Annotated in this window: 13 protein-coding genes; 9 read left to right on the forward strand and 4 right to left on the reverse strand. The window is 46.0% G+C overall.

Annotated elements, in window-relative coordinates; genetic code table 11:
* Positions 1 to 8 precede the first annotated feature (8 nt).
* Entirely contained in the window at positions 9 to 695 is a 687-nt protein-coding gene (locus tag QUA20_RS11890; protein WP_333189012.1) for a class I SAM-dependent methyltransferase, read from the reverse strand.
* Positions 696 to 895: 200 nt separating this feature from the next.
* A complete protein-coding gene (locus QUA20_RS11895; RefSeq protein WP_333189013.1) occupies positions 896 to 1,270 on the reverse strand; it encodes a DUF1257 domain-containing protein in 375 nt (124 codons plus the stop codon).
* A 262-nt stretch (positions 1,271 to 1,532) separates the two neighbouring features.
* Here QUA20_RS11895 and QUA20_RS11900 point away from each other — a divergent pair, with 262 nt between their 5' ends.
* From QUA20_RS11900 to QUA20_RS11910, 3 genes are all read left to right on the forward strand, one after another.
* Complete coding sequence (locus QUA20_RS11900; protein WP_333189015.1) at positions 1,533 to 2,819, forward strand: WD40 repeat domain-containing protein; 1,287 nt, start codon at positions 1,533 to 1,535, stop codon at positions 2,817 to 2,819.
* Between the two features lie 444 nt (positions 2,820 to 3,263).
* On the forward strand, positions 3,264 to 5,624 hold the full coding sequence (locus tag QUA20_RS11905; protein ID WP_333189016.1) for a PAS domain S-box protein: 2,361 nt from the start codon (positions 3,264 to 3,266) through the stop codon (positions 5,622 to 5,624).
* Positions 5,625 to 5,635: 11 nt separating this feature from the next.
* Entirely contained in the window at positions 5,636 to 7,300 is a 1,665-nt protein-coding gene (locus QUA20_RS11910; protein ID WP_333189018.1) for an EAL domain-containing protein, read from the forward strand.
* 193 nt (positions 7,301 to 7,493) lie between these two features.
* Here QUA20_RS11910 and QUA20_RS11915 read toward each other — a convergent pair whose 3' ends face one another.
* A complete protein-coding gene (locus tag QUA20_RS11915) occupies positions 7,494 to 8,900 on the reverse strand; it encodes a J domain-containing protein (RefSeq protein ID WP_333189020.1) in 1,407 nt (468 codons plus the stop codon).
* A gap of 77 nt (positions 8,901 to 8,977) precedes the next feature.
* Between QUA20_RS11915 and polA the strand changes: the two genes are divergently transcribed.
* From polA to QUA20_RS11940, 5 genes are all read left to right on the forward strand, one after another.
* Entirely contained in the window at positions 8,978 to 12,094 is a 3,117-nt protein-coding gene (gene polA, locus QUA20_RS11920; RefSeq protein WP_333189022.1) for a DNA polymerase I, read from the forward strand.
* Positions 12,076 to 13,050, forward strand: coding sequence for a DUF1698 domain-containing protein (locus QUA20_RS11925; RefSeq protein ID WP_333189024.1), 975 nt, complete (start codon positions 12,076 to 12,078; stop codon positions 13,048 to 13,050). Before polA ends, QUA20_RS11925 begins: the two co-directional genes overlap by 19 nt.
* A gap of 70 nt (positions 13,051 to 13,120) precedes the next feature.
* On the forward strand, positions 13,121 to 13,693 hold the full coding sequence (locus tag QUA20_RS11930) for a thermonuclease family protein (protein ID WP_172187750.1): 573 nt from the start codon (positions 13,121 to 13,123) through the stop codon (positions 13,691 to 13,693).
* A 524-nt stretch (positions 13,694 to 14,217) separates the two neighbouring features.
* Positions 14,218 to 14,739, forward strand: a complete 522-nt coding sequence (locus QUA20_RS11935) for a hypothetical protein (RefSeq protein WP_172187752.1) — start codon at positions 14,218 to 14,220, stop codon at positions 14,737 to 14,739.
* Positions 14,740 to 15,083: 344 nt separating this feature from the next.
* Positions 15,084 to 16,799 (forward strand): ATP-binding protein, encoded by a 1,716-nt coding sequence (locus QUA20_RS11940; protein ID WP_333189027.1) that lies wholly within the window; start codon positions 15,084 to 15,086, stop codon positions 16,797 to 16,799.
* Positions 16,800 to 17,259: 460 nt separating this feature from the next.
* Here QUA20_RS11940 and QUA20_RS11945 read toward each other — a convergent pair whose 3' ends face one another.
* Entirely contained in the window at positions 17,260 to 17,892 is a 633-nt protein-coding gene (locus QUA20_RS11945) for a DUF416 family protein (protein WP_333189029.1), read from the reverse strand.
* Positions 17,893 to 18,575: 683 nt separating this feature from the next.
* Between QUA20_RS11945 and clpB the strand changes: the two genes are divergently transcribed.
* The gene (clpB, locus tag QUA20_RS11950; RefSeq protein ID WP_333189030.1) at positions 18,576 to 21,191 is read left to right on the forward strand and encodes an ATP-dependent chaperone ClpB; all 2,616 of its coding nucleotides are present in this window, start codon (positions 18,576 to 18,578) and stop codon (positions 21,189 to 21,191) included.
* Positions 21,192 to 21,274: the final 83 nt, after the last annotated feature.

Raw genomic sequence — 21,274 nt, forward strand, 5'->3', positions numbered from 1 at the left:
CAGCGATTTCAATCGCCGGGTGACTGACAAATCAGCAGCAGGGAAAGAGGAATTTTCGTCTGTGGATGTGTCTGCTCATCGAATTCACACACCTTCCAGCCAGATTCCGACACTTGTTGAAACCACGAACTAACTGTGCGAAAATACCACGGCATTGGCTCTCGAAAAGCTCCGCCGCAGTTGTCGAAAGTCTCGGTTTTCCATCCATCAACATAGGGCTGTTCCTGACAGGCTGTGAATGGATGAACTGTCTGGATCGACAGTTGTCCGTCTGAGACTATTACTTTGCGTAACGATCGCAATAAATCTCCAATTTCCTCACCCAGTAGCGAGAAATTGCAGACGATTCCATCGTATGGTTGACCGAGTATCGCTGGATCGGCAATAATCTCATCGTAGCCGATCGCCTGAAAACAACTGCCTCCTTTCTCGCGAGCTCGATCGACCAAAGCAGCGCAACCATCAACTCCAACAACCTCAACACCGCGCTTTGCTAGAGCGCGCGTCAGCCAACCTTCACCGCATCCAACATCCAAAACACGCCGAGGCCCATAGCGCAGCACTGCTTGCAGAATAGCGTCATCGGTTGCTATCCGGCGACTTTCGATTGTGTTGTATTGGATCGCCTGTATCCATGCGTCAGCATTAGCCTCCCAACTTTGTTGAATTTGTTGTTCAGGGCGATCGAATTTCATGGTAATTCTATTCTTGGTACTAAGCCCAGGCGCATCTAAATTTTACAATCAAGTTTGATGAAATTCTTGTGGGGTGTCCCCCCGCCCGAAAAGTACAACGCAAGATGCCCGACAGCTTAGGACTTACGAATAAATCTGATTTTCAACCCGATTTTGCGTAAGTCCTGGGTACATAAAAACGAGTTAATAAAGCGCGATTCTTAAACCCATCGACCGACTACAACTCTCACCGTTCCATCGGCCAAAGTTTCCTCTTCTTCAACATGAAAACCCTCTGACTGCACCGCCGCCATCAAACTTTTGCGCGCGTATTTTTGACTGATTGAATTGACAAATTCCTGCTGATTAATTCGAGCGCCCCAAAAATCCGCCACCAATTCGTAATCCTCTCCGCTGCGGCGAAAACCCAAATCGTAACCGTTGGATTGCCGAATCACGTAGTCGGCATTAGTTTTGTCACCCCGATAACCCCGTACCTGCACATTGCACTCTACTTGATAACCCAACTCTTCCAACAGTTGATGTAGCAGTTCGCCGTTCTTGATCTGAACCTTGATCGTTGTGAAGTGTGACATATCACTTTCGGATTTGTGTGTGAAACGCTGATTTGATTATAATACTATAAACTGCAACAGTCAATAAGTTAGAAGTTGCGATCTTAAACGCGGTTTGAGCGTCAGCGAAAGCAGCCAGGTTACAACCCCCCGGATTCATATGTTCAGAAAATTACAACAGAGTATCCGATAACAATTGCCCCGATTTATCCGTGCGTGAGTTCGCTTTTTTTACTTATCCAATTCTTCAATCTAAAATCCAAAATCTAAAATCTAAAATCGTATGATAGCCGACAATTCTAACCAACCCAGAGAATATGATGCCGTCCTCGGCGGCCAAAGTCAAATCCCGATCGCCGGCGCTGTTTTGGGAGGCATCGCCGGGGTCAAGCAGCGCTTCAACAGTCCTAGTATCGAGTCGCGGATTGCCGCTGTTAAAGATGCTCCTAAATACGGAGGCGCTGGTTTAAATTTAGCAATTGAGGCGCTGCTTGACCCCGCAGCAGAAGTGCAGCGAGTTGCTTATTTAATTTTGCGATCGAGGACAGAACCTCTAGTGCGCCAAGCTTTAAAAGAATTCGTCCCTTACAAACTTTTTGACTGCATCCGCACTGTCAAAACAGGGACAAATGTTGCGATTAGTCCCGGAGGATCTCGCACGGCTAGTTTGCACGGGAAAATAATTAGAATTTGCGATGTAGAGACAGGAGAAATACTCTATACTGTTAACAAGTATCCCCGCGCTCAAGAAACTTTTGTCCTTTGCCAAGAAAGCGAAGTTTTTGTGAGAAGCAGAAATACTCCGAAACACCGTGCGATCGAAATTTGGCAGGGAGGAGAATTGCGGCATACTTCCCTCGGACATGAAGAGGAAATTAGCGCAATTGTCATCAGTCCCGACAGTCAAGTTATCGCCAGCGGTTCGGCAGATACTACTATCAAAATTTGGAATTTAGAGACGGGAAAGTTAATCTGTACTTTTGGTAATCATTTAACTTGGGGAGCTGATCAAGCAAGAATTATTAGTCTTGCTTGTAGCCCGATCGCACAAACTCTCGCTAGCAGCAGTTCTGACGGTACATTTAAACGGTGGAGTCTCCGCAGCAAAGCAGGAATTGTTAGTCTTGCTTTTAGCCCGATCGCACAAACTCTCGCTAGCAGCAGTTCTGACGGTACAATTAAGCTGTGGAACCTCCGCAGCAGAGAATGCTCCCAAACAATTAAAGGTTATGCGAATTGTCTGGCTTTCAGTCCAGACGGCCAGACGTTGGCTACTGGCGGCTGGGACAGAAATATTCAACTGCGGCAGCTATCGAATCCAGATAGTCAAATCACTTTGGCCGGGCATTTTAACTCGATAAATGCGATCGCCTTTAGTCCCGACGGACTTACTGTTGTCAGTGCTAGTGCTGATGGTAATATCAAATTTTGGAATGCCAGTACCGGCGAACATATTCACACTCTCAGCGGACATCAAACCTCTGTTACTTCTCTTACTTTTAGCAGCGATAGTGAAACTATTATTAGCGGCAGTATAGACAAAAATCTCAAAATTTGGGGAATTAATTGAAGGAAGAAGGAATAGAGAAGAAGGAATAGAGAAGAAATCGATCTCATGAGTTTCAGCAATTAAGCACCTCCTAACCATTCAGGCGCTGGCTATATTTCCAAATTACCGATTCCCGATTCCTCGGTGCGTGAATCTACGCAAAAAAATATAATAAATTTACAATTCCAGTTCTTGTGCAAGCCGATAATTGCGGAACTTATTTTTGTAATAGTATACACACTTACAGTAAAAGTACCAATTGGCAGGCATTATTCAGTTGATTGTCAATTTCTGAACAGTCGCCAGAAACCCTGAGCGAGCCACAATTCCTGAATCATTGAAACTAGCTTTAAACTATCGCATATTGCTCGGATGAGTATCGCAGCTAACTGTAATATTTGACTTAAAAAGTTTATGCTTAAAAGATAGGCTGGGGTTAAATATACAGTGCATCCCAGAGTAACCATGTCACACTGCAACCAATCCATCTGTCGTTCCCCCAATATCGCAGAAATGTGCGACACTGCTGCTACTTGGCAGCAAAAAGCCGATCGACTAACGGTAGAATTAAACAGCACCCAGGAGCGACTTCACGCAGAAATCGATCGGCTCAAACAAGCCAATGAAACCCTGCACGCTGCCGTCAGTTGTGCCTCAATTTTCCTGTGGGCAACAGACAGAGAAGGCAAGTTAACCCTTACAGCAGGGAAAGGATTAGAAAATTTGGGACTCAAACCAGATGCAACTGTCGGGCTGTCGATTTTTGAAGTTTACAGCAGCCAGCCAGATATCTTAGAAAATATTGCCGAGGTACTAGCAGGAAACGATCGCACTTGGAATGCCCGAGAGGGAAATTTTATGTACGAAATTCGATCCGCCGCCCTGCGAGATGGAAACGGCGAAGTTGTCGGGGCAGTGGGTGTTTCTACTCAAATTACCGAGCGCGAGCAGTCCATCGCCACTCTGGAAACGGTAAATCAAGAATTAGAAGACAGACTTCAGCAGCAAACGGAAGTCTTCCATGCAGCACTTGCTGAAAGCGAAAAAAAGTACCGCAACCTCGTAGAAACCTCCCAAGAATTGATTTGGTCGATCGATATTGAAGGCCTCTTGACTTTTGTCAATTCCGCCGCCAAACGCATCTACGGTTACGAACCGCCAGAAATGATCGGCCGCCGCTTCACCGATTTTTTAGTTCACGACCAAAAAAATAAACCAAGAGAAATATTTGCCCAACTTTTAGCGAGAACCAAAATTCAGCCACAAACCGCTAATTCTCCTTACGAAACAGTACACATTCGCAAAGACGGTACTCCCGTCCATCTGCGCGTCAACAGCATCATCAACCAAGCTGAAAACGGCGCTATTTTAGGCTTGTGCGGAACGGCGATAGATATTAGCGATCGCAAGCGATCGGAAGAAGCACTCCAAGAAGCTACAGACCAACTTCGCGCCGTGTTGGATGCCGTGCCCGGACTAATTTCTTGGATCAGTTCAGATTTGCGGTATATCGGAGTCAACCAGCACTTAGCAACCTCGTTCAAACTGTCTCCTGAAAGCTTTGTCGGTCAAGAAATCAACTTTCTCGACAAAGGCTCGATTTTTGAAGAAATGATCCGCAATTTTTTTGAGAGTTCATCTCAGCAAACCTCCCAAGAAATAGACATACAAATTAACGGGTTAGTCCGAAATTATTTGATAGTAGTTCAGAAATATCTTCAGGGAACCGCAGCAGTTTGTGTAGGGACAGACATTACCGAACGCAAGCGTGCGGAAGCTCTAAAAAACCAATTGATCTGCTCGCTGCAAGAATCAGAACACAAATTTCGCAGCCTTTATGAAGCCACCAGCGACGCAGTAATGCTGCTCGACGAACAATATTTTTTTGACTGCAACCACGCCACTTTAAAAATATTTGGCTGTAGCAACAAAAAAGAATTTTACGGCAAGCATCCGAGCGAATTTTCCCCGCCGTTTCAGCCTAACGGACAAGATTCAGCCAGTTTAGTATCACAGAAAATGAACACAGCAATGCTCGTAGGTAGCTGTCGATTTGACTGGGTACACCAACGACTCGACGGTTCAGAATTTTCCGCAGAAGTTCTGTTAAACGCAATGGAAATTAACGGAAAAAAATTTCTCCAAGCAGTAGTACGCGACATTACAGATCGCAAACGGGATGAGGATCAAATCAAAGCGTCCCTCGCCGAAAAAGAAGTCCTTCTCCAAGAAATTCACCACCGCGTCAAAAACAACCTCCAAGTTATTTCTAGCCTGCTGAAACTTCAGTCTCGCTACATTCAAGACAGCCGCGTTAGTGAAATGTTAAAAGAAAGTCAAAACCGAGTCAGATCGATGGCTCTGGTTCACGAACAATTATATCAATCCAAAGACTGGTCAAACATTGATTTTGCTGAATATATCCAAAATCTCGCCCACAATTTATTCCAAGCTTATGAAATTCATGCAGAAGGCGTTAAGTTGCAAACAAATATTGCGCCGTGTTCTCTTAATATTGATACGGCAGTTCCTTGCGGATTAATTATCAACGAGCTTGTGACAAATGCTCTCAAATATGCTTTTACAGGACAAATCAAAGGTAAAATTAACATAGATTTTACTTTAGAAAATAATAGACTTTGCGTGCTAACCGTGAGCGACAGCGGAATTGGTTTTCCTCAAGACTTAGATTATCGAAAAGCCCGAACGTTGGGTTTGCGACTGGTCGGGTCTTTAGTCAAGCAAATCAGGGGCAAAATAGAACTGTTAGAAACTGCTGGCACGACTTTTAAAATAACCTTTTCCCAACCCCAATTGCATTCTTAGGAGAGAATTTAATGTTTAACAAAAAAATTCTGATTGTTGAAGACGAGAGCATAATTGCGGAAGACATTTCCGACTGTTTAATATCTCTAGGATATCGAATAACTGGTATGGTCTATTCGGGAGAAGAAGCGATTGAATCTGTAGCCCAATTCCGACCAGATTTGGTTTTGATGGATGTTAACCTGCAAGGAGAAATTGACGGCATTACAGCAGCAGCAGAAATTTTATCGCGCTTTCAAATTCCGGTAGTTTATCTGACAGCGTATGCTGACGAAAACACTTTGTGGCGCGTCAATGCGACCAAACCCTTCGGCTATATTGTCAAACCCTTTGAGGAAAAAAACTTGCACACAACTATTCAATTAGCTCTCCACCGACATCAATACGATAGCTTGACAAACTTGCCAAATCGTTTGTTGTTCCGAGATCTGCTAAGTCAGATATTAGACAAGCAAAAAAAATGGTCAGCACTCATTCCCGTTATGACTCTCAGTTTAGATAAAATTAACCGAATTAACAGTACCTTGGGACACGAAATTGGCGACTCCGTACTTTGCAAATTTGCCGAGCGGCTTAGTAACTGCACGGAGAACATTAATATTGTGGCTCGTTTGGAAGCGGCCCAATTTGCAATTGTTCTAGAACCAGTTGCGGAAAAACAGGATGCTGCCAAGATTGCTCAAAACATTTTAGATATTGTAGCCCAACCTATGATTGTCAAAGGCTCGGAACTTTACCTCACGGCAAGTATCGGCATTTCTTTATCTCCAAGCGACGCCAGCGATGGAGACCAACTCCTAAAAAATGCTTATACAGCTATGTACAATTCTCAGCAACTAGGGGGAAATAATTATCAGTTTCACACTGCAAAAGTAGCGCACAGTTCCATCAAGAGATTCACTCAAGAAACTTTTCTCCGCAATGCTTTAAAGCGCTCGGAATTTGAAGTTTACTATGAGCCGCAAATAGAAATTAAAACAGGTAAAATTATTGGTGCTGAAGCTTTGGTGCGCTGGAATCATCCAGAAAGGGGCAGAGTTTCTCCGGGAGAATTTATTCCCATGGCTGAAGAAATGGGCTTGATTGCACCGCTGGGCGAATGGGTGTTAGAGACTGCTTGCAGGCAAACTAAAGTTTGGCAAACACAGGGTTTGCCGCCGCTGCGGGTAGCAGTCAACGTGTCAGCCCGCCAGTTTGAGCAAAAAAATTTGACGGAGAGAGTCAGACAAATATTGACAGAAACTAATCTCGATCCTAAATGTCTGGAATTAGAATTGACTGAAAGTCTGATTTTGCAAGATGAAAAGACTGCTGTTCAAGCTTTTACGGCGTGGAAAGATATGGGGATTAGCATAGCAATTGATGATTTTGGAATGGGATATTCTTCTTTGAGTTATCCGAAACGCTTTCCGTTTGATGCGATCAAAATTGACAAGAGTTTTATTCGCAATATTGCAGAGGATCGCCAAAATGCAGCGATTACAATAGCGATTATTCAAATGGCACACGGCATGAACATGACTGTGATTGCTGAGGGGGTAGAAAATGAATCGGAACTTGCTTTTTTGTGCGATCGCGAGTGCGACGAAATTCAAGGTTATTTTTTCAGTCAGGCTTTGCCAATGGCTGAGTTTGAAGAGCTGCTTAAAAGCGATAAGTGCTGGGAGTTATGCTGAAGGAAGAAGGAAGAACGAAGAAGGAAGAAGGAAGAAGGAAGAAGGAAGGATATCAGCAATTAAGAACGTCCTAATCGTCTTGGTCGTTGCTAGAAAATAGGAGAATGGGGTATTGGTAATTGGTAATTTTCCCTAATGACTAATGACTGATGACTAATGACTGATGATTAATGACTGATGATTAATGATTAATTCAAAAGAGACGATCGACCAACCAACTTCCCAGCCACAGCCCGAAACCGGAAGTAGCCACCAACAGGGTAAACGTGTAAAGCCCGCTACCAGTGTGGATCGACCTTTCCCCAGCTACCATCCGCGCCACCACTCCCGCAATAATCCCGATCGCAGCCCAAGCGCCATAAACAGTCTTAGACCCGGCAAAGATCGAGGCTTGGGCGATCGCCTCCGAACCCGCCCCAGCCCAAGCCCCCGCCCACGCCCCAATCCCCAGCCCGATCGCACCTCCGAACCCGACGGGGCCGCCAGAATTCACGCCTACTTCCACCGCCAGCCCGCACGTCAAGCCGACAATCGCCCAACACACGGCTGCCACCAACGCCTTGACCCAATCCCCAGAACCCGTTCCAGCCATCAATCCCACCACGGTCACCACTCCCGCTACGGCTAAAACTACAGCCACAGCCCGAGACTCTGCCTCGGAACTGGCGATCGCCCCCAAACCAGCCCCAACTGCGCCCCAAGCAGCCCCTGTTACCATTCCTCCCGCCTTAAAACCGGCGATCGACCCCCCCACCGCCCCAGCCAAAACTAACGCCGCCAGCCACACTCTGGGCGTTGCCGAACCCTCGGCCAGCAAAATCGCCGCCCACAGCCAATCTGCACCGCAGATTAAAGCCCACATCCACAGCGGGGCGTCTGATACCGTCAAAATCCAACCGGTCAAAGCGTAACTCGCCACGGCGATTGCCAGCGGCCCCCAAGGGAAGCTTGAATAGTTTTGAGATGACCGCGGTTTTGAGTATTGAGTTGAAAATTCTTTTTTCCTTTTCGAGATCAGCTTTGGATAGTTTTGAGATGGCCCTGCTTCCCTCGCCGCGCTTCGCCCAGGTTGCTTTCTTCCCCGCCACGCTTGGCGATTTTGAGTTGTAAATCGTTTCTTGCTTGAAGAATTCTTTTGAGTTGGAAATTTTTTGGAGGCGGCTTTTGGACGAGTTTGACTGCGCCCAGAACCAGGCTTGGCGGCTGATTTTCCAGAACGCCTTCTCAGCGGCTTTTCAGGCGCAGGGGGTGGCGGCTGCTGAAACTGTTTTTCGATCGACCTCGATGATTCAGGCTGACTCAGAAACAACGCCAACTGCTGGTAAGCTTCATTAATTTCTGTTAATCTTTGGTGAGCTTTTTGTTGCAGGCGCTCGTTGTGGGCAAACCGATCGGGATGCCACACAAACGCTAAATCCCTGTAAGCGCGCTTAATTTCTTCTAGGGAAGCTCCCGGCTCAATTTCGAGGATTTCGTAGCATCGATTAATGTCAGCCATAGGCTTCGATCGGCAGGTGTTGGTAAATTTGCCATCGTACTTCACATCTTCTACTATTCTCAGCCAAGCTGCACAGTAAGCCGATCGCCGATCGAGTGTCAAGCGTCCTCAAGTCTGCGGGCCATCCTTCCGGTCGATCGATGCAGACTGACAACTGGCTACAATGAGAAAATCCTTTCGTGCGATCGGTAACTGTGTCTGTGTCGGAAAATCAAGCTCCCACCTTCATCCTAGTTGACGGCCACTCCTTGGCCTTTCGCTCCTACTTCGCCTTTGCCAAAAGCCGAGATGGGGGTTTGCGAACTACGACGGGCATTCCCACCAGCGTCTGTTTTGGCTTTCTCAAGTCGCTGCTGGAAGTAATGGCGGCCCACGACCCCCAGTACATGGCGATCGCCTTTGACCTCGCCACACCCACATTTCGCCACGAAGCAGACGAAACTTACAAAGCCGGTCGTGCGGAAACTCCCGAAGATTTTATTCCCGATATCAAAAACCTGCAAGAACTCCTCAGCTATTTGAATTTACCTGCCATAACTGCTCCAGGCTACGAGGCGGACGATGTTTTGGGAACTTTGGCAAACAAAGCCAGCGCGGCCGGTTATCAGGTCAAAATCCTCACGGGCGATCGAGATTTGTTTCAATTAGTAGAAACCGAAAAACAAATTAGCGTATTGTATTTGAGTACGGATGAACTCAGGCGATCGGGCAAAGGCAAATCCCAAGAATACGGCCCGGAAGAAGTCAAAGCCAAACTCGGCATTGTGCCAGAACAAGTAGTAGATTACAAAGCCCTCTGCGGTGACAAATCCGATAACATTCCAGGAGTTAAAGGCATCGGCGACAAAACCGCCCTGCAACTGCTGGAAGCTTACAATTCCCTCGACGGAATTTATGCAGCCATCGACGAGATTAAAGGAGCAACTAAGAAAAAGCTAGAAGAAGGCAAAGAAGCTGCTTACCATTCTCAACGCATGGCGACAATTGTCCAAGACGTGCCCTTGGAAGTAGATTTAGAAAATTGCCAGCTCAAAGGTTTTGATGAATCCGCCTTGATTCCGATGCTGGAAAAATTAGAATTTAAGACATTTTTAGGGAAAGTAAAGCAAATTCAAAAACGGTTCGGCGGTGTAGAACAACAATTGGAAAAGGGCGGGCCAGATGCCCACCCCACAATCAATTCAATCGACAGTGGAACAGGCATCTTGCCTGTTGCTTTGGGCGCGGAAGATGCCCACCCCACAATCAATTCAATGGAGAGTGGAACAGGCATCTTGCCTGTTGCTTTGGGCGGGGAAGATGCCCGCCCCACAATAGATAAGTCACCTCCAACTTCTGAAAGTTCAGAAGACGAAGACGACGACTTGTGGTTTTTTAGTCCCGCAGAAACTAAAGCGGCTCAGCAGGAAAACAAACTGCCAATTCAACCCAAAATAATTCAAACAACCGAACAGTTAAACGAATTAGTCCAACTGCTGCAAACCTGCACCGACAAAGCCTCACCCGTGGCGTGGGATACCGAAACTACCGCGATCGAACCGCGAGACGCCGAATTAGTCGGAATTGGCTGCTGTTGGGGAACCGGCAAAGAGGATCTCGCTTACATTCCCACAGGACACAAAACGGGCAAAAACTTAGACAAAGCCACAGTTTTAAATGCTTTGCGTCCGATTTTGGAAAGCGAGAATTATCCCAAGGCGCTGCAAAATGCTAAGTTCGATCGATCGATCCTGCGCTGTCAGGGAATCAAACTAGCAGGAGTCGTCTTCGACACCATGCTAGCCAGTTACGTACTCAACCCAGAAACTAGCCACAGTCTCAGCGAATTGTCAAGGAAATACTTAGGCATTGTCGCCAAAAGTTACAGTGAATTAGTGCCGAAAAACAAAACAATTGCTGACATCAGTATTCCGGCGGTAGCCGACTACTGCGGCATGGATGTTCACACCACATTTGGGTTAGTAAATAAACTTAGAGCAGAATTGGATAAAGCTGATGAAGCTAACTTTCCGGGAAAGTCTTTGCACCAGTTGCTGCTGGAAGTAGAACAGCCCCTAGAACCTGTTTTAGCAGAAATGGAATACTGCGGAATTCGCATTGATTCAGCTTACCTGCAAGAACTGTCGCAGCAGCTAGAAAAGAGCTTAACAGAAATAGAAGAAAAGACTTATCAAGCAGCGGGGAGAAAGTTTAATTTAGGTTCCCCAAAACAACTCAGCGAAATATTGTTAGAAAAAATCCCGGATGAGTTTCAGAAAAAGTCTCGCAAAACTAAGACGGGATACTCTACAGACGCCGCCGTATTAGATAAATTGCAAGGAGACCACCCGATTGTAGACGATTTATTAGAACACCGAACATTATCCAAGTTGAAATCAACTTATGTCGATGCTTTGCCGCAGTTAGTTCGTGCTGATACCGGGCGAGTGCATACAGATTTTAACCAAACTGCAACGGGTACGGGAAGGCTTTCTTCTTCCAATCCAAATTTACAAAATATTCCCATCCGCACCGAGTTTTCGCGGCAAATTCGCAAGGCTTTTTTGCCGGAAGCAGGTTGGGTGATGGTGTCGGCTGACTATTCTCAAATAGAACTGCGAATTTTGGCTCACTTGAGTCAAGAACCTGTGTTAATTGAAGCTTACCAAAATAACCGAGATGTGCATACCGTGACGGCTCAACTGCTGTTTGAAAAGGAGGAAGTAACGCCGGACGAAAGACGGTTTGGCAAGACGATTAATTTTGGGGTAATTTACGGTATGGGGGCGATTAAATTTGGGCGATCGATGGGCAAAACTTCAGCAGACGGTAAAAAGTTTATTGAACGATTTAACCAGCGTTACAGTAAAGTATTTGAATATTTGGAGAAAGTAAAAAAAGAGGCGATCGCCCTCGGATACGTTACCACAATACTCGGCCGCCGCCGCTACTTGAACTTCGAGAGCGAAAGCATCCGCGACTTAAAAGGCCGAAATCCCCAAGACATTCACTCCGATAGACTTAAATCTCTCAGCAGAGATGATGCCCAATCTTTGCGGGCGGCAGCCAACGCTCCCATTCAAGGCTCTAGTGCTGATATCATTAAACTTGCCATGATTGAGGTACACAAAATTTTGCAAAACTATCAGGCGCGGCTGCTGCTGCAAGTTCACGACGAATTAATCTTTGAAGTACCTCCCGATGAATGGGAAGAATTGCAGCCGAAAATTAGAACTGCGATGGAAAATGCTCTGCCACTTAGCGTACCGCTGATAGTTGACATCCACGCCGGGCAAAATTGGATGGAAACAAAATAGACAGCAGCAACCGCACTTTTGGGATAAAAAACAAGATGATGACAGCCGAAACACAAACTTTGTGGCAGCAGTTAAACGATTTAAAAAAACGCGCCACCGATTTAAACTTGCGCTTTTCTCAAGCAGCTCAAAAACTGCAACACAGCGGCACTCCTTTATCCGAAAGCTTGGTTGAAGAATTAGCCGTCTACCGCCAAGATTTTGACAAGCTATGTGCCAAAACTCAGCAATTGCCAAGCCCGCAAGCCGCACCTGCGGAGATTGTTTCTTTACAAGATATCGAAAGATTGCTGCTAAAAGCAGAAGTAGCAAAAATTCCCACTTGGCATCACTGCATTGACCTCGGTTGCGGAGTCATCACTCCGGGTGGCGGTAAAACCTCTTCTCCTCAAACCGAAGAAAAAATTGGACTTCCCGAAAGTTTAGCAGGAATGACTGTTTTAGATGTCGGTGCTTGGGATGGATTTTACTCTTTTGCCGCAGAAAGGCGCGGGGCTAAGCGCGTTTTGGCTACAGATTCCTTTGTTTGGCAATCCCCCGATGTTGGCAAAGGAGGATTTGAGTTGGCGCGCAGAGTGCTCAAGTCTCAAGTTGAAGATATGGAGATAGACGTGCTCGACCTTTCGCCCGAGAAAGTAGGGGTTTTTGATTTGGTTTTGTTCTTGGGAGTGCTTTACCACATGAGGCATCCCCTGCTGGCTCTCGATCGAGTTTTCAGCGTCACCGGCAAGCAGTTAATATTAGAAACTCACGTCGATATGCTTGATTGTCAAAGACCGGCAGCGGCGTTTTACTGTGGCGGCGAACTGAATAATGACCCGACGAATTGGTTCGGGCCAAATGCTCTGGCGGTGAAAGGGATGCTGGAAAGTGCAGGATTCCGCGACATCAAAGCTGTTAATATTTCGCAAGCTAGCGGTACGTGCGCCCGGATGGTTTTTCACGCTTGGCGTTAGGGAAAGACTGAAAGTGCGATCGGTTAATTAAACTCACCACATAAATGTAAACTAAGAGACACACCGAACTATGAGCCAAACTAAAATCGCCATTTTCCCAAAAATAAAAACCTTAAGTGCAGTTGCTCTGCTATTGCTACTATTCGGGTGTCCACAAAAGCTAGCGCCCAACAACTATCCTGTAAAGCGAGTCAGCGACGGCGACACCCTTGTTGCTAGCGATGCCGCCGGGAAAGATATCAAAGTGCGTTTTGCCTGTGTAGATGCACCGGAAGTCGCGCACACCAATGCTGAGAAAAATAGCAAAGCAGCCGCAAAAAAAAATCAATTTAAGTGGGGAAACCTAGCGCACCAAAGAATGCAGCAGCTAGTCAAACAAGGGGGCGGTCGCATTGTTTTAACTGTCACCGATACTGACCGCTACGGCCGCAAAGTTAGCGAAGTTCGCTTGCCAAACGGCACCTTTGCCCAAGAAGTTTTGATCCGCGAAGGATTAGCAATGGTTTACCGTCCTTACTTGAAAAACTGTCCGAGTGCAAGTCTTCTGGAACAAGCCGAAGCCGAAGCTAAGAAAAATCGCCGCGGCGTTTGGGGAGATTCTAAGTTTGTTCCCGCGTGGAAATTTCGGAACAGTGATACATGATGGAAAGAAGGAAGAAGCCCGACGGAAGCCGGAAGAAGCAAGAGGGTAAAAGTCCGAACTAACTCTTGCTTTCGGAGTTTTTTTCGTCTAGTACAGTCACAAGTTTCAACCTATTTGTATATAGACAGGGACAGGATTATGTTATTGACATGGAACCTGCGAACCTGTATCAGAGATTTACAGTCTTGGGCTCACTCAGGTCTTGTTAAACCCGGTCTATACTATAAATCTTAGGTTTAGCTGCGCCGCATCCGCTGAGAAACTGGTTGCTCAGCGGATGCGGAGCGTCCTAATTTAGTACAATAGAAGAAGGACGAGGTTCTGCTCGTACCGCCCGCAATCTGTGGATTTTCGGCGATAGCTGACGCCAGATTCATCTAAAACCAGACATGAGTTCGATCGCACTTTGATCGGAGCTTTTTTTTTGAAAAGTCAACAAATGTGATAGGCTCCAGATAAATCAATATACTGCTGACAAAAGCGGTCTATTGCAATCACCCAAAAATTAACTTTACCGGACATCAATGAATATCAAACATCTGGTTATTTCCGGCATGGCCCTGCTCCTCGGTACTGCAATCGTAGGAAATGCTATTGCTCAAGAACTGACCGACGACCAAAAAACGGTTGTTTGTCGCTTGAAAACAGAAGTTGACCAGCGGAAAAGCAACGGTCAAAAATTAGTATTTGTGCCGTTGCTGGGTCAAGTTCGCAAGCAAGTTTCATCTCCTTTTAGAGCGACGCTGCATCCTAATGTGGAGTATGTTTTTGTTGCCACTTGCGACGGAAATTGCCAGGATTTAAACTTATCTCTCAAGGATGCCAGCGGTCAGGAAATAGCTGCGAGTCAAAAGACAGGCGAACTGGCGTCAATCTCTTTTACTCCCCCATCCCAAGGCGAATATCAAATCAGTGCTAAACCGGGCGAATGCACGAAGGCAGAGGGTTGCAGTTACGGTCTGGGAATCTTCGTTCCTGCCTCTGCAAACGTACCTAATGCTTCAAGAATTCCTGCTGATATAGCACAATTTCGACTTTGCCAGTAGAGGAACAGCGATAGAGTTGTGGGTTGCGAGTAGAGTAGAGTTTTGAATCAGAAATCTAACTCATAACTTGCAACTTATAACTCGCCACTTATCTCGCAACCGCGCCCGACGGTGAGGACGTTCTTAATTAATGAAACCTTGCCTTTGACTGTTTCTTCCTTCTTGCTTCGGCTATAATTTGTTAGGCATAACTCCTCCAAACTGTCAAGCCGATCGAGCCGTGGAACCCTGCAAAGACCCCATAACTGCCGAAATCGGGCCTGAAACCAGAACTTTATTTACCCTCACGCAGGCATCAATTAGAATATAGATGGTGCCTCTCAAAGGTGACGAGTACATTGCCCATGTCTTTAACCTTAGCCTTGAAAAATCAACTGCAGAACCTTCCTCAATTAGGGTTAAAAAGTCTGTTGGGCCGCTTGGGCATCAGGCAGAAAATCGGCTGCGGATACGCCTTGGTCATTGGTATTGCCGTTTTGGGTGCTGTGGCCGGACGGGGAGTAGAATCCTATCACAAACAGCAAGTTAGAGAAAAACTCGCGATCGACCGAGATAAAGCGGAAATCCTGACAAACCTCAATAACACGGTGCAGGAAGTCAGAATTCACCAGCAAGAGCTCGCGAGTCTGACGGCAAAACCGCAAATTTTCGATCGCGAACGCTCGGAATTCCTGACCCGCGTTGCTCAGATGAGCGGCATCCTCGAACAACTGCAAACTCTGCCGCCGACGAAGAATCCCGAGGTTGCAAAAGACTACCAACTGCTTCAACAGTTCGCTCAAGCCCACGGCAAAACCGTAGAATCATACTTTCAACAAGTACAAAAATTGTTGGCGACTGCGAAATTATCTGGTTTAAATCCAAAGCAGCAGCAGGCTTTGGGGCGCAACTTGAACAATTTTGTGGCTGGCGAAACTGCTATGAAACTCAAAGTGTTTTCCGAGGATTCAGCCACACTGGCCGGCAACTTTCGCGAGAAAGCAGATCAGGCATTTAGAACCTACGAGGAAGCAGAACAACTTGGAACTCTGATTCTGGTGTGCTCTCTAGCAGTATCCGCCGGTATCGCAGCCTTACTTGCACGATACACCAGCGCGGCGATCGCCCGCCCCTTAGAAGCCACCACCCTCATCGCCCAGCGAGTTACCGAAGAATCAAACTTTGATTTGCAAGTACCCGTCACTACTTCCGACGAAGTGGGAAGGCTAGCAATTTCGCTCAACGAACTCATACAGCGGGTAGCAGAATATACAGAAGACTTGCACGAAGCAAAAGTAGCAGCCGAAGCTGCCAACCGCTCCAAAAGTGCATTTCTCGCCAACATGAGCCACGAACTCCGTACACCCCTCAATGCCATCATTAACTACAGCGAAATGCTGCAAGAAGATGCTCAAGATTCCGGTTCCGAAGATTTTCTCCCCGACTTAGAAAAAATTCAAACAGCAGGCAAACACCTGCTCGACATGATCAGCGACATCCTCGACATTTCCAAAATAGAAGCCGGTCACGTCACCCTTTATTTAGAAAACTTCGACGTGGCGACCATGATTGAAGAAGTGATGACTACGGCTCAACCGCTAGTAGAGAAAAAAGGCAATGCTTTAGCACTGAAAACAAAAGGCGAACTCGGCACAATGTACGCCGACCAACCGAAAGTGCGGCAAATTCTTCTCAACTTGCTCAGCAATGCTGCCAAATTTACAGAAAAAGGGGTCATTACTATCGGCGTCGAAAGAATTATAATTGAAAAATCAAGATCGGCGAAACAAAATAAAAATAATGATTTTTATTCTGGTTCAAACTACAATTCTCAAGTTTTAATGTTTCGAGTCAGCGACACCGGCATCGGGATGACGGACGAACAATTGGAGCAGATATTCAAACCTTTTACCCAAGCTGATGCCTCGACTACCCGCAAATACGGAGGGACGGGTTTGGGACTGACAATTAGCCAGCGTTTGTGTCAAATTCTAGGCGGCGAAATTAGCGTCGAAAGCCAGGACGGCAAAGGTTCTACTTTTATTGTCAGTCTCCCGGAACGGGTGGTAATGCAGGCATGAAGTGAGGCAAAATATGGATGTTGACACGGATACACGGATTAATTATTGAGCATTCGTCAATAGTCAGGAGGCAGATATTCAAGGAAAAAGAAAAAGGCAGGAAGGAAGAGAGAAATTTTAAAATGTATTGATATATGAATTATCCAAATAAAGAATAATTAACAACCCGATCCGGACTAACGCACAGTCTCTATCTGTAGGTGCGCCGTGTGCACCTTACATATAGGGGTTCTGCGTAAGTTTTGATAATTTCCAGGTTAAAACCTGGGAAGATAGCGCTTATCATCATATAGCTCAAGATAGATATCGATTAAAATTATACCACCGTTGTCAAAAAAGGTGCGGAACCTCTCTAGGAAGTCTCGTTTAAACAGTTCGTACAATACAAAAAAATTGTTAAGAGCATCTCTTTCATCTATCCAATGTTTGCCCAAATGATTCGATAGGATCGTTGTCTCTCTCATAACAAGTCAATTAAGCTTTTACCTTTATTGCAAGAGGATGTGCGAAGCCATTCTAAAAATTCGGCTGACAATTTATCGGCTTTTTTCAGATTTTGTAAGTCTTCCATTTCCTTAGCAATTTCCTGCTTGGCTAGCGGATCGTTGGCAATTGGTTCCAACATATCTTGAGAGTTTTTTAATTCGTATAGCTTGTCTCTTTGACCAATAAATCCCTCAATAGTGTCAAATCTAGCATTTCGCACTACTCCAATAATATATTTAGAGTCCGATGTTAGTAGGGCTGTCAGAGTAGAGTAGAGTGCCGAAATAGTGAATTGAGCTTCAAAAGCGTAATGAGCATCACAAAATTCATCTGACTCCAAGTCCGGGCAAACACCTTCACCGTCAATTTTTTCCATTAATTTACGAATTTTTGACGGAGCGATTGATTTTTCTTGTAGAATCAGCCAAACTTCATCCAGCACTTCTCTTAGTAAAGAGGGCTGCCCCCAGTTCTCCATTTGAGAAAATTTCTCGTACATTGGCAGCATTCTTTCACAAATAGAAGCGGCAAAAGCTACTTGGTGAAGATGGGACAGTTGTTTTAGTTCTTGTTCCAAAGAATCCAAGTTAAAAAATTGTGGAGTCATTGTTAACCCTCTTTCCTTTCATATATTGAGTATTCATTTTAGCCTGTTTGTTCTCGGCTCTAATAAGCTAGCTCTTCTAATTCATCGTGCTTGCATGTGTCCCCAACAAGTGCCACAAATACCTCTAATCCTATTTGTACGATCGCTTACCCCAATTGCCTCAAGTTCGTATCCTTGCATTTCTGCTTCTCTTATCAAACGCCATTCTGCATGGTAGTCAAGTCCGCTCGATCTCGGTTTGCGAAGCACAATATGGCCTAGTGCTTCATACTGATCTTGTACCTCATTTTTGATATCTCCTAAAGAACAGGCAATCTCTTTTTGTCCTGAGCCTTTAATTCGACCTACACCAATTGTTCTATTATCTCTAGCCTTAGGATATCCAGCGTAAAGAATATCAGCAATCCGAAGCAGGAGACTGTTTAAGAATGTGCAGTTCTTTCAAGTGGCACTAGAAAGCTTTTTTAATGTGAGAGTTGGTTTTATCCAAGAGTCCAACTTTTAGGCGCGACAGTTTGCTTTTCCTTGCGCGACACAGCTACATAGGACGGAAATACCTATCTACAGAGAGGGGAACACCGATCCGATCGCCCGCCACTAACTCCCTACAATGACAATTGTACGAGGAATCAAGCAATTGCCTCTACAGCAGCCATCATTTTTAATGCAGGGAATTAAAATTTATGCAACCAAATAATCCAAACCAATTTACTGAAAAAGCCTGGGAAGCCCTCGCCCGCACTCCCGAACTCGTCAAAGCAGCTCAGCAGCAGCAGCTAGAAAGCGAACACTTGATGAAAGCTTTGCTGGAACAAGAATCGGGACTCGCTAGCAGCTTGTTTAACAAAGCGGGAGTTTCTGTAGCAAAATTGCGCGATCGCACTGATGAGTTTATCAGTCGCCAGCCCAAAATTACTGGAAGCGGCGGCAACGTTTATCTAGGTCGTTCTCTCGACACTTTGCTCGATCGCGCCGATACTTACCGAAAAGAGTACGGCGATGAATTTATTTCGATCGAGCATTTGATACTAGGTTACGTTAAGGACGATCGCTTCGGCAGAAATCTACTACAAGAATTTAAACTAGATGAAGCCAAGCTCAAAGATATTATTGCCCAAGTCCGGGGGAACAACAAAGTGACCGATCAAAATCCAGAAGGGAAATACGAAGCGCTGGAAAAATACGGCCGAGACTTGACTGAAGCCGCGCGTCAAGGCAAACTCGATCCGGTAATCGGACGGGATGACGAAATCCGCCGCACCATTCAAATTTTGAGCCGCCGCACCAAAAATAACCCGGTATTGATTGGGGAACCGGGAGTCGGCAAAACTGCGATCGCCGAAGGACTCGCCCAGCGAATTATCACCGGAGATGTGCCGCAATCTCTCAAAGATCGGCAATTAATTAGCTTAGATATGGGCGCGTTAATTGCCGGTGCAAAATTCCGGGGAGAATTTGAAGAACGCTTGAAAGCGGTACTCAAAGAAGTGACCGACAGCAACGGCAAAGTCATCTTATTTATCGATGAAATTCACACCGTTGTCGGTGCTGGCGCAACTCAAGGCTCGATGGATGCCGGCAACTTACTTAAACCGATGTTAGCGAGGGGAGAATTGCGCTGTATCGGCGCTACAACTCTCGACGAATACCGCAAGTACCTCGAAAAAGATGCGGCACTAGAACGCCGTTTTCAACAAGTTTATGTTGACCAACCGACAGTTGAAGATACTGTCTCGATTTTGCGGGGCTTGAAAGAACGGTACGAAGTTCACCACGGCGTGAAAATTTCTGACAGCGCCCTAGTGGCGGCGGCTACTTTATCTACTCGATATATTAGCGATCGCTTCCTTCCAGACAAAGCCATTGACTTAGTGGACGAAGCAGCCGCTAAACTCAAAATGGAGATTACCTCCAAGCCGGAAGAACTAGACGAAATCGATCGCAGGATTTTGCAGCTAGAAATGGAAAGACTGTCGCTGCAAAAAGAAAGTAATGCTGCTTCGATCGAACGCTTGGAAAGACTGGAAAAAGACTTAGCCAACCTCAAGGAACACCAAAACGGTTTGAATGCCCAGTGGCAATCTGAAAAAGGTGTCATCGGCAGCATTCAAAAGATTAAAGAACAGATTGATAAGGTGAATATTGAAATTCAGCAAGCTGAATTAAAATATGACCTGAACCGCGCTGCTGAGTTGAAATATAGCAAGTTAACCGAATTGCAAAAACAACTGCAACAAGCTGAATCTCAACTTTCAGCAACTCAAACCACAGGTAAAAGTTTGCTGCGGGAAGAAGTCACTGAAGGTGACATTGCCGAGATTATTTCCAAGTGGACGGGAATTCCGATCAGCAAGTTAGTTGAATCGGAAATGCAGAAACTTCTGCACTTGGAAGATGAACTGCACAAGCGGGTAATCGGACAGGATGAAGCGGTGACGGCGGTTGCAGATGCAATTCAGCGATCGCGCGCTGGTTTAGCCGATCCCAATCGTCCGGTTGCGAGTTTTATCTTCCTCGGTCCCACGGGTGTTGGCAAAACCGAATTAGCTAAAGCATTAGCGTCTTATCTGTTCGACACCGAAGAAGCGATCGTGCGAATTGATATGTCGGAATACATGGAAAAACACGCAGTTTCGCGGTTAATTGGTGCGCCTCCGGGATACGTCGGCTACGATGAAGGCGGACAATTAACTGAGGCTGTGCGCCGCCGTCCTTACTCCGTGATTCTATTCGATGAAATAGAGAAAGCGCACCCGGATGTCTTCAACATCATGCTGCAAATTCTGGATGACGGCCGCGTTACCGATGCTCAAGGTCACACAGTAGACTTTAAGAATTCTGTGATTATTATGACATCGAATGTCGGCTCTCAATACATTTTAGATGTGGCGGGAGATAACGAACTAATGCGCAGTCGGGTGATGGAAGCGATGCGGGGAACTTTCCGCCCGGAATTCTTGAACCGGATTGATGAGATGATTATCTTCCACGGTTTGAGCAAGCGCGAATTGCGGCAGATTGTGCTGTTGCAAGTCAAGCGCTTGGAAAAACGGTTAGCTGAACGCAAGATGTCTCTGAAGCTGTCGGAATCTGCGATCGATTTCTTAGCAGAAATTGGTTACGATCCGGTTTACGGTGCGCGGCCTTTGAAGCGGGGAATTCAGCGCGAGTTGGAAACGCAAATGGCGAAGGGTATTTTGCGGGGAGATTTTGCTGACGGCGATACCATTTTTGTGGATATCGAGAATGAAAGGTTAGCGTTTAAGCGGCTGCCGGCACAGTTGGTGACTGCTAAATAATATGAGTAGGGTGGGCTGCGGCCCACCTTATTTTTTTGAGGCGATGGTTCTTTTTTTTTACCGCAGATGTAGGCGGATGGACG

It is taken from the genome of Microcoleus sp. Pol7_A1, assembly GCF_036701085.1.
Lineage (GTDB): Bacteria > Cyanobacteriota > Cyanobacteriia > Cyanobacteriales > Microcoleaceae > Microcoleus > Microcoleus asticus.

What these genes read in the sequence shown, in the direction of transcription:
- QUA20_RS11890 (WP_333189012.1), bottom strand. Translation starts at nt 695, where the DNA reads ATGAAATTCGATCGCCCTGAACAACAAATTCAACAAAGTTGGGAGGCT.
- QUA20_RS11940 (WP_333189027.1), top strand. Translation starts at nt 15,084, where the DNA reads ATGTCTTTAACCTTAGCCTTGAAAAATCAACTGCAGAACCTTCCTCAA.
- QUA20_RS11910 (WP_333189018.1), top strand. Translation starts at nt 5,636, where the DNA reads ATGTTTAACAAAAAAATTCTGATTGTTGAAGACGAGAGCATAATTGCG.
- QUA20_RS11905 (WP_333189016.1), top strand. Translation starts at nt 3,264, where the DNA reads ATGTCACACTGCAACCAATCCATCTGTCGTTCCCCCAATATCGCAGAA.
- clpB (WP_333189030.1), top strand. Translation starts at nt 18,576, where the DNA reads ATGCAACCAAATAATCCAAACCAATTTACTGAAAAAGCCTGGGAAGCC.
- QUA20_RS11930 (WP_172187750.1), top strand. Translation starts at nt 13,121, where the DNA reads ATGAGCCAAACTAAAATCGCCATTTTCCCAAAAATAAAAACCTTAAGT.
- QUA20_RS11895 (WP_333189013.1), bottom strand. Translation starts at nt 1,270, where the DNA reads ATGTCACACTTCACAACGATCAAGGTTCAGATCAAGAACGGCGAACTG.
- QUA20_RS11935 (WP_172187752.1), top strand. Translation starts at nt 14,218, where the DNA reads ATGAATATCAAACATCTGGTTATTTCCGGCATGGCCCTGCTCCTCGGT.
- QUA20_RS11900 (WP_333189015.1), top strand. Translation starts at nt 1,533, where the DNA reads ATGATAGCCGACAATTCTAACCAACCCAGAGAATATGATGCCGTCCTC.
- QUA20_RS11945 (WP_333189029.1), bottom strand. Translation starts at nt 17,892, where the DNA reads ATGACTCCACAATTTTTTAACTTGGATTCTTTGGAACAAGAACTAAAA.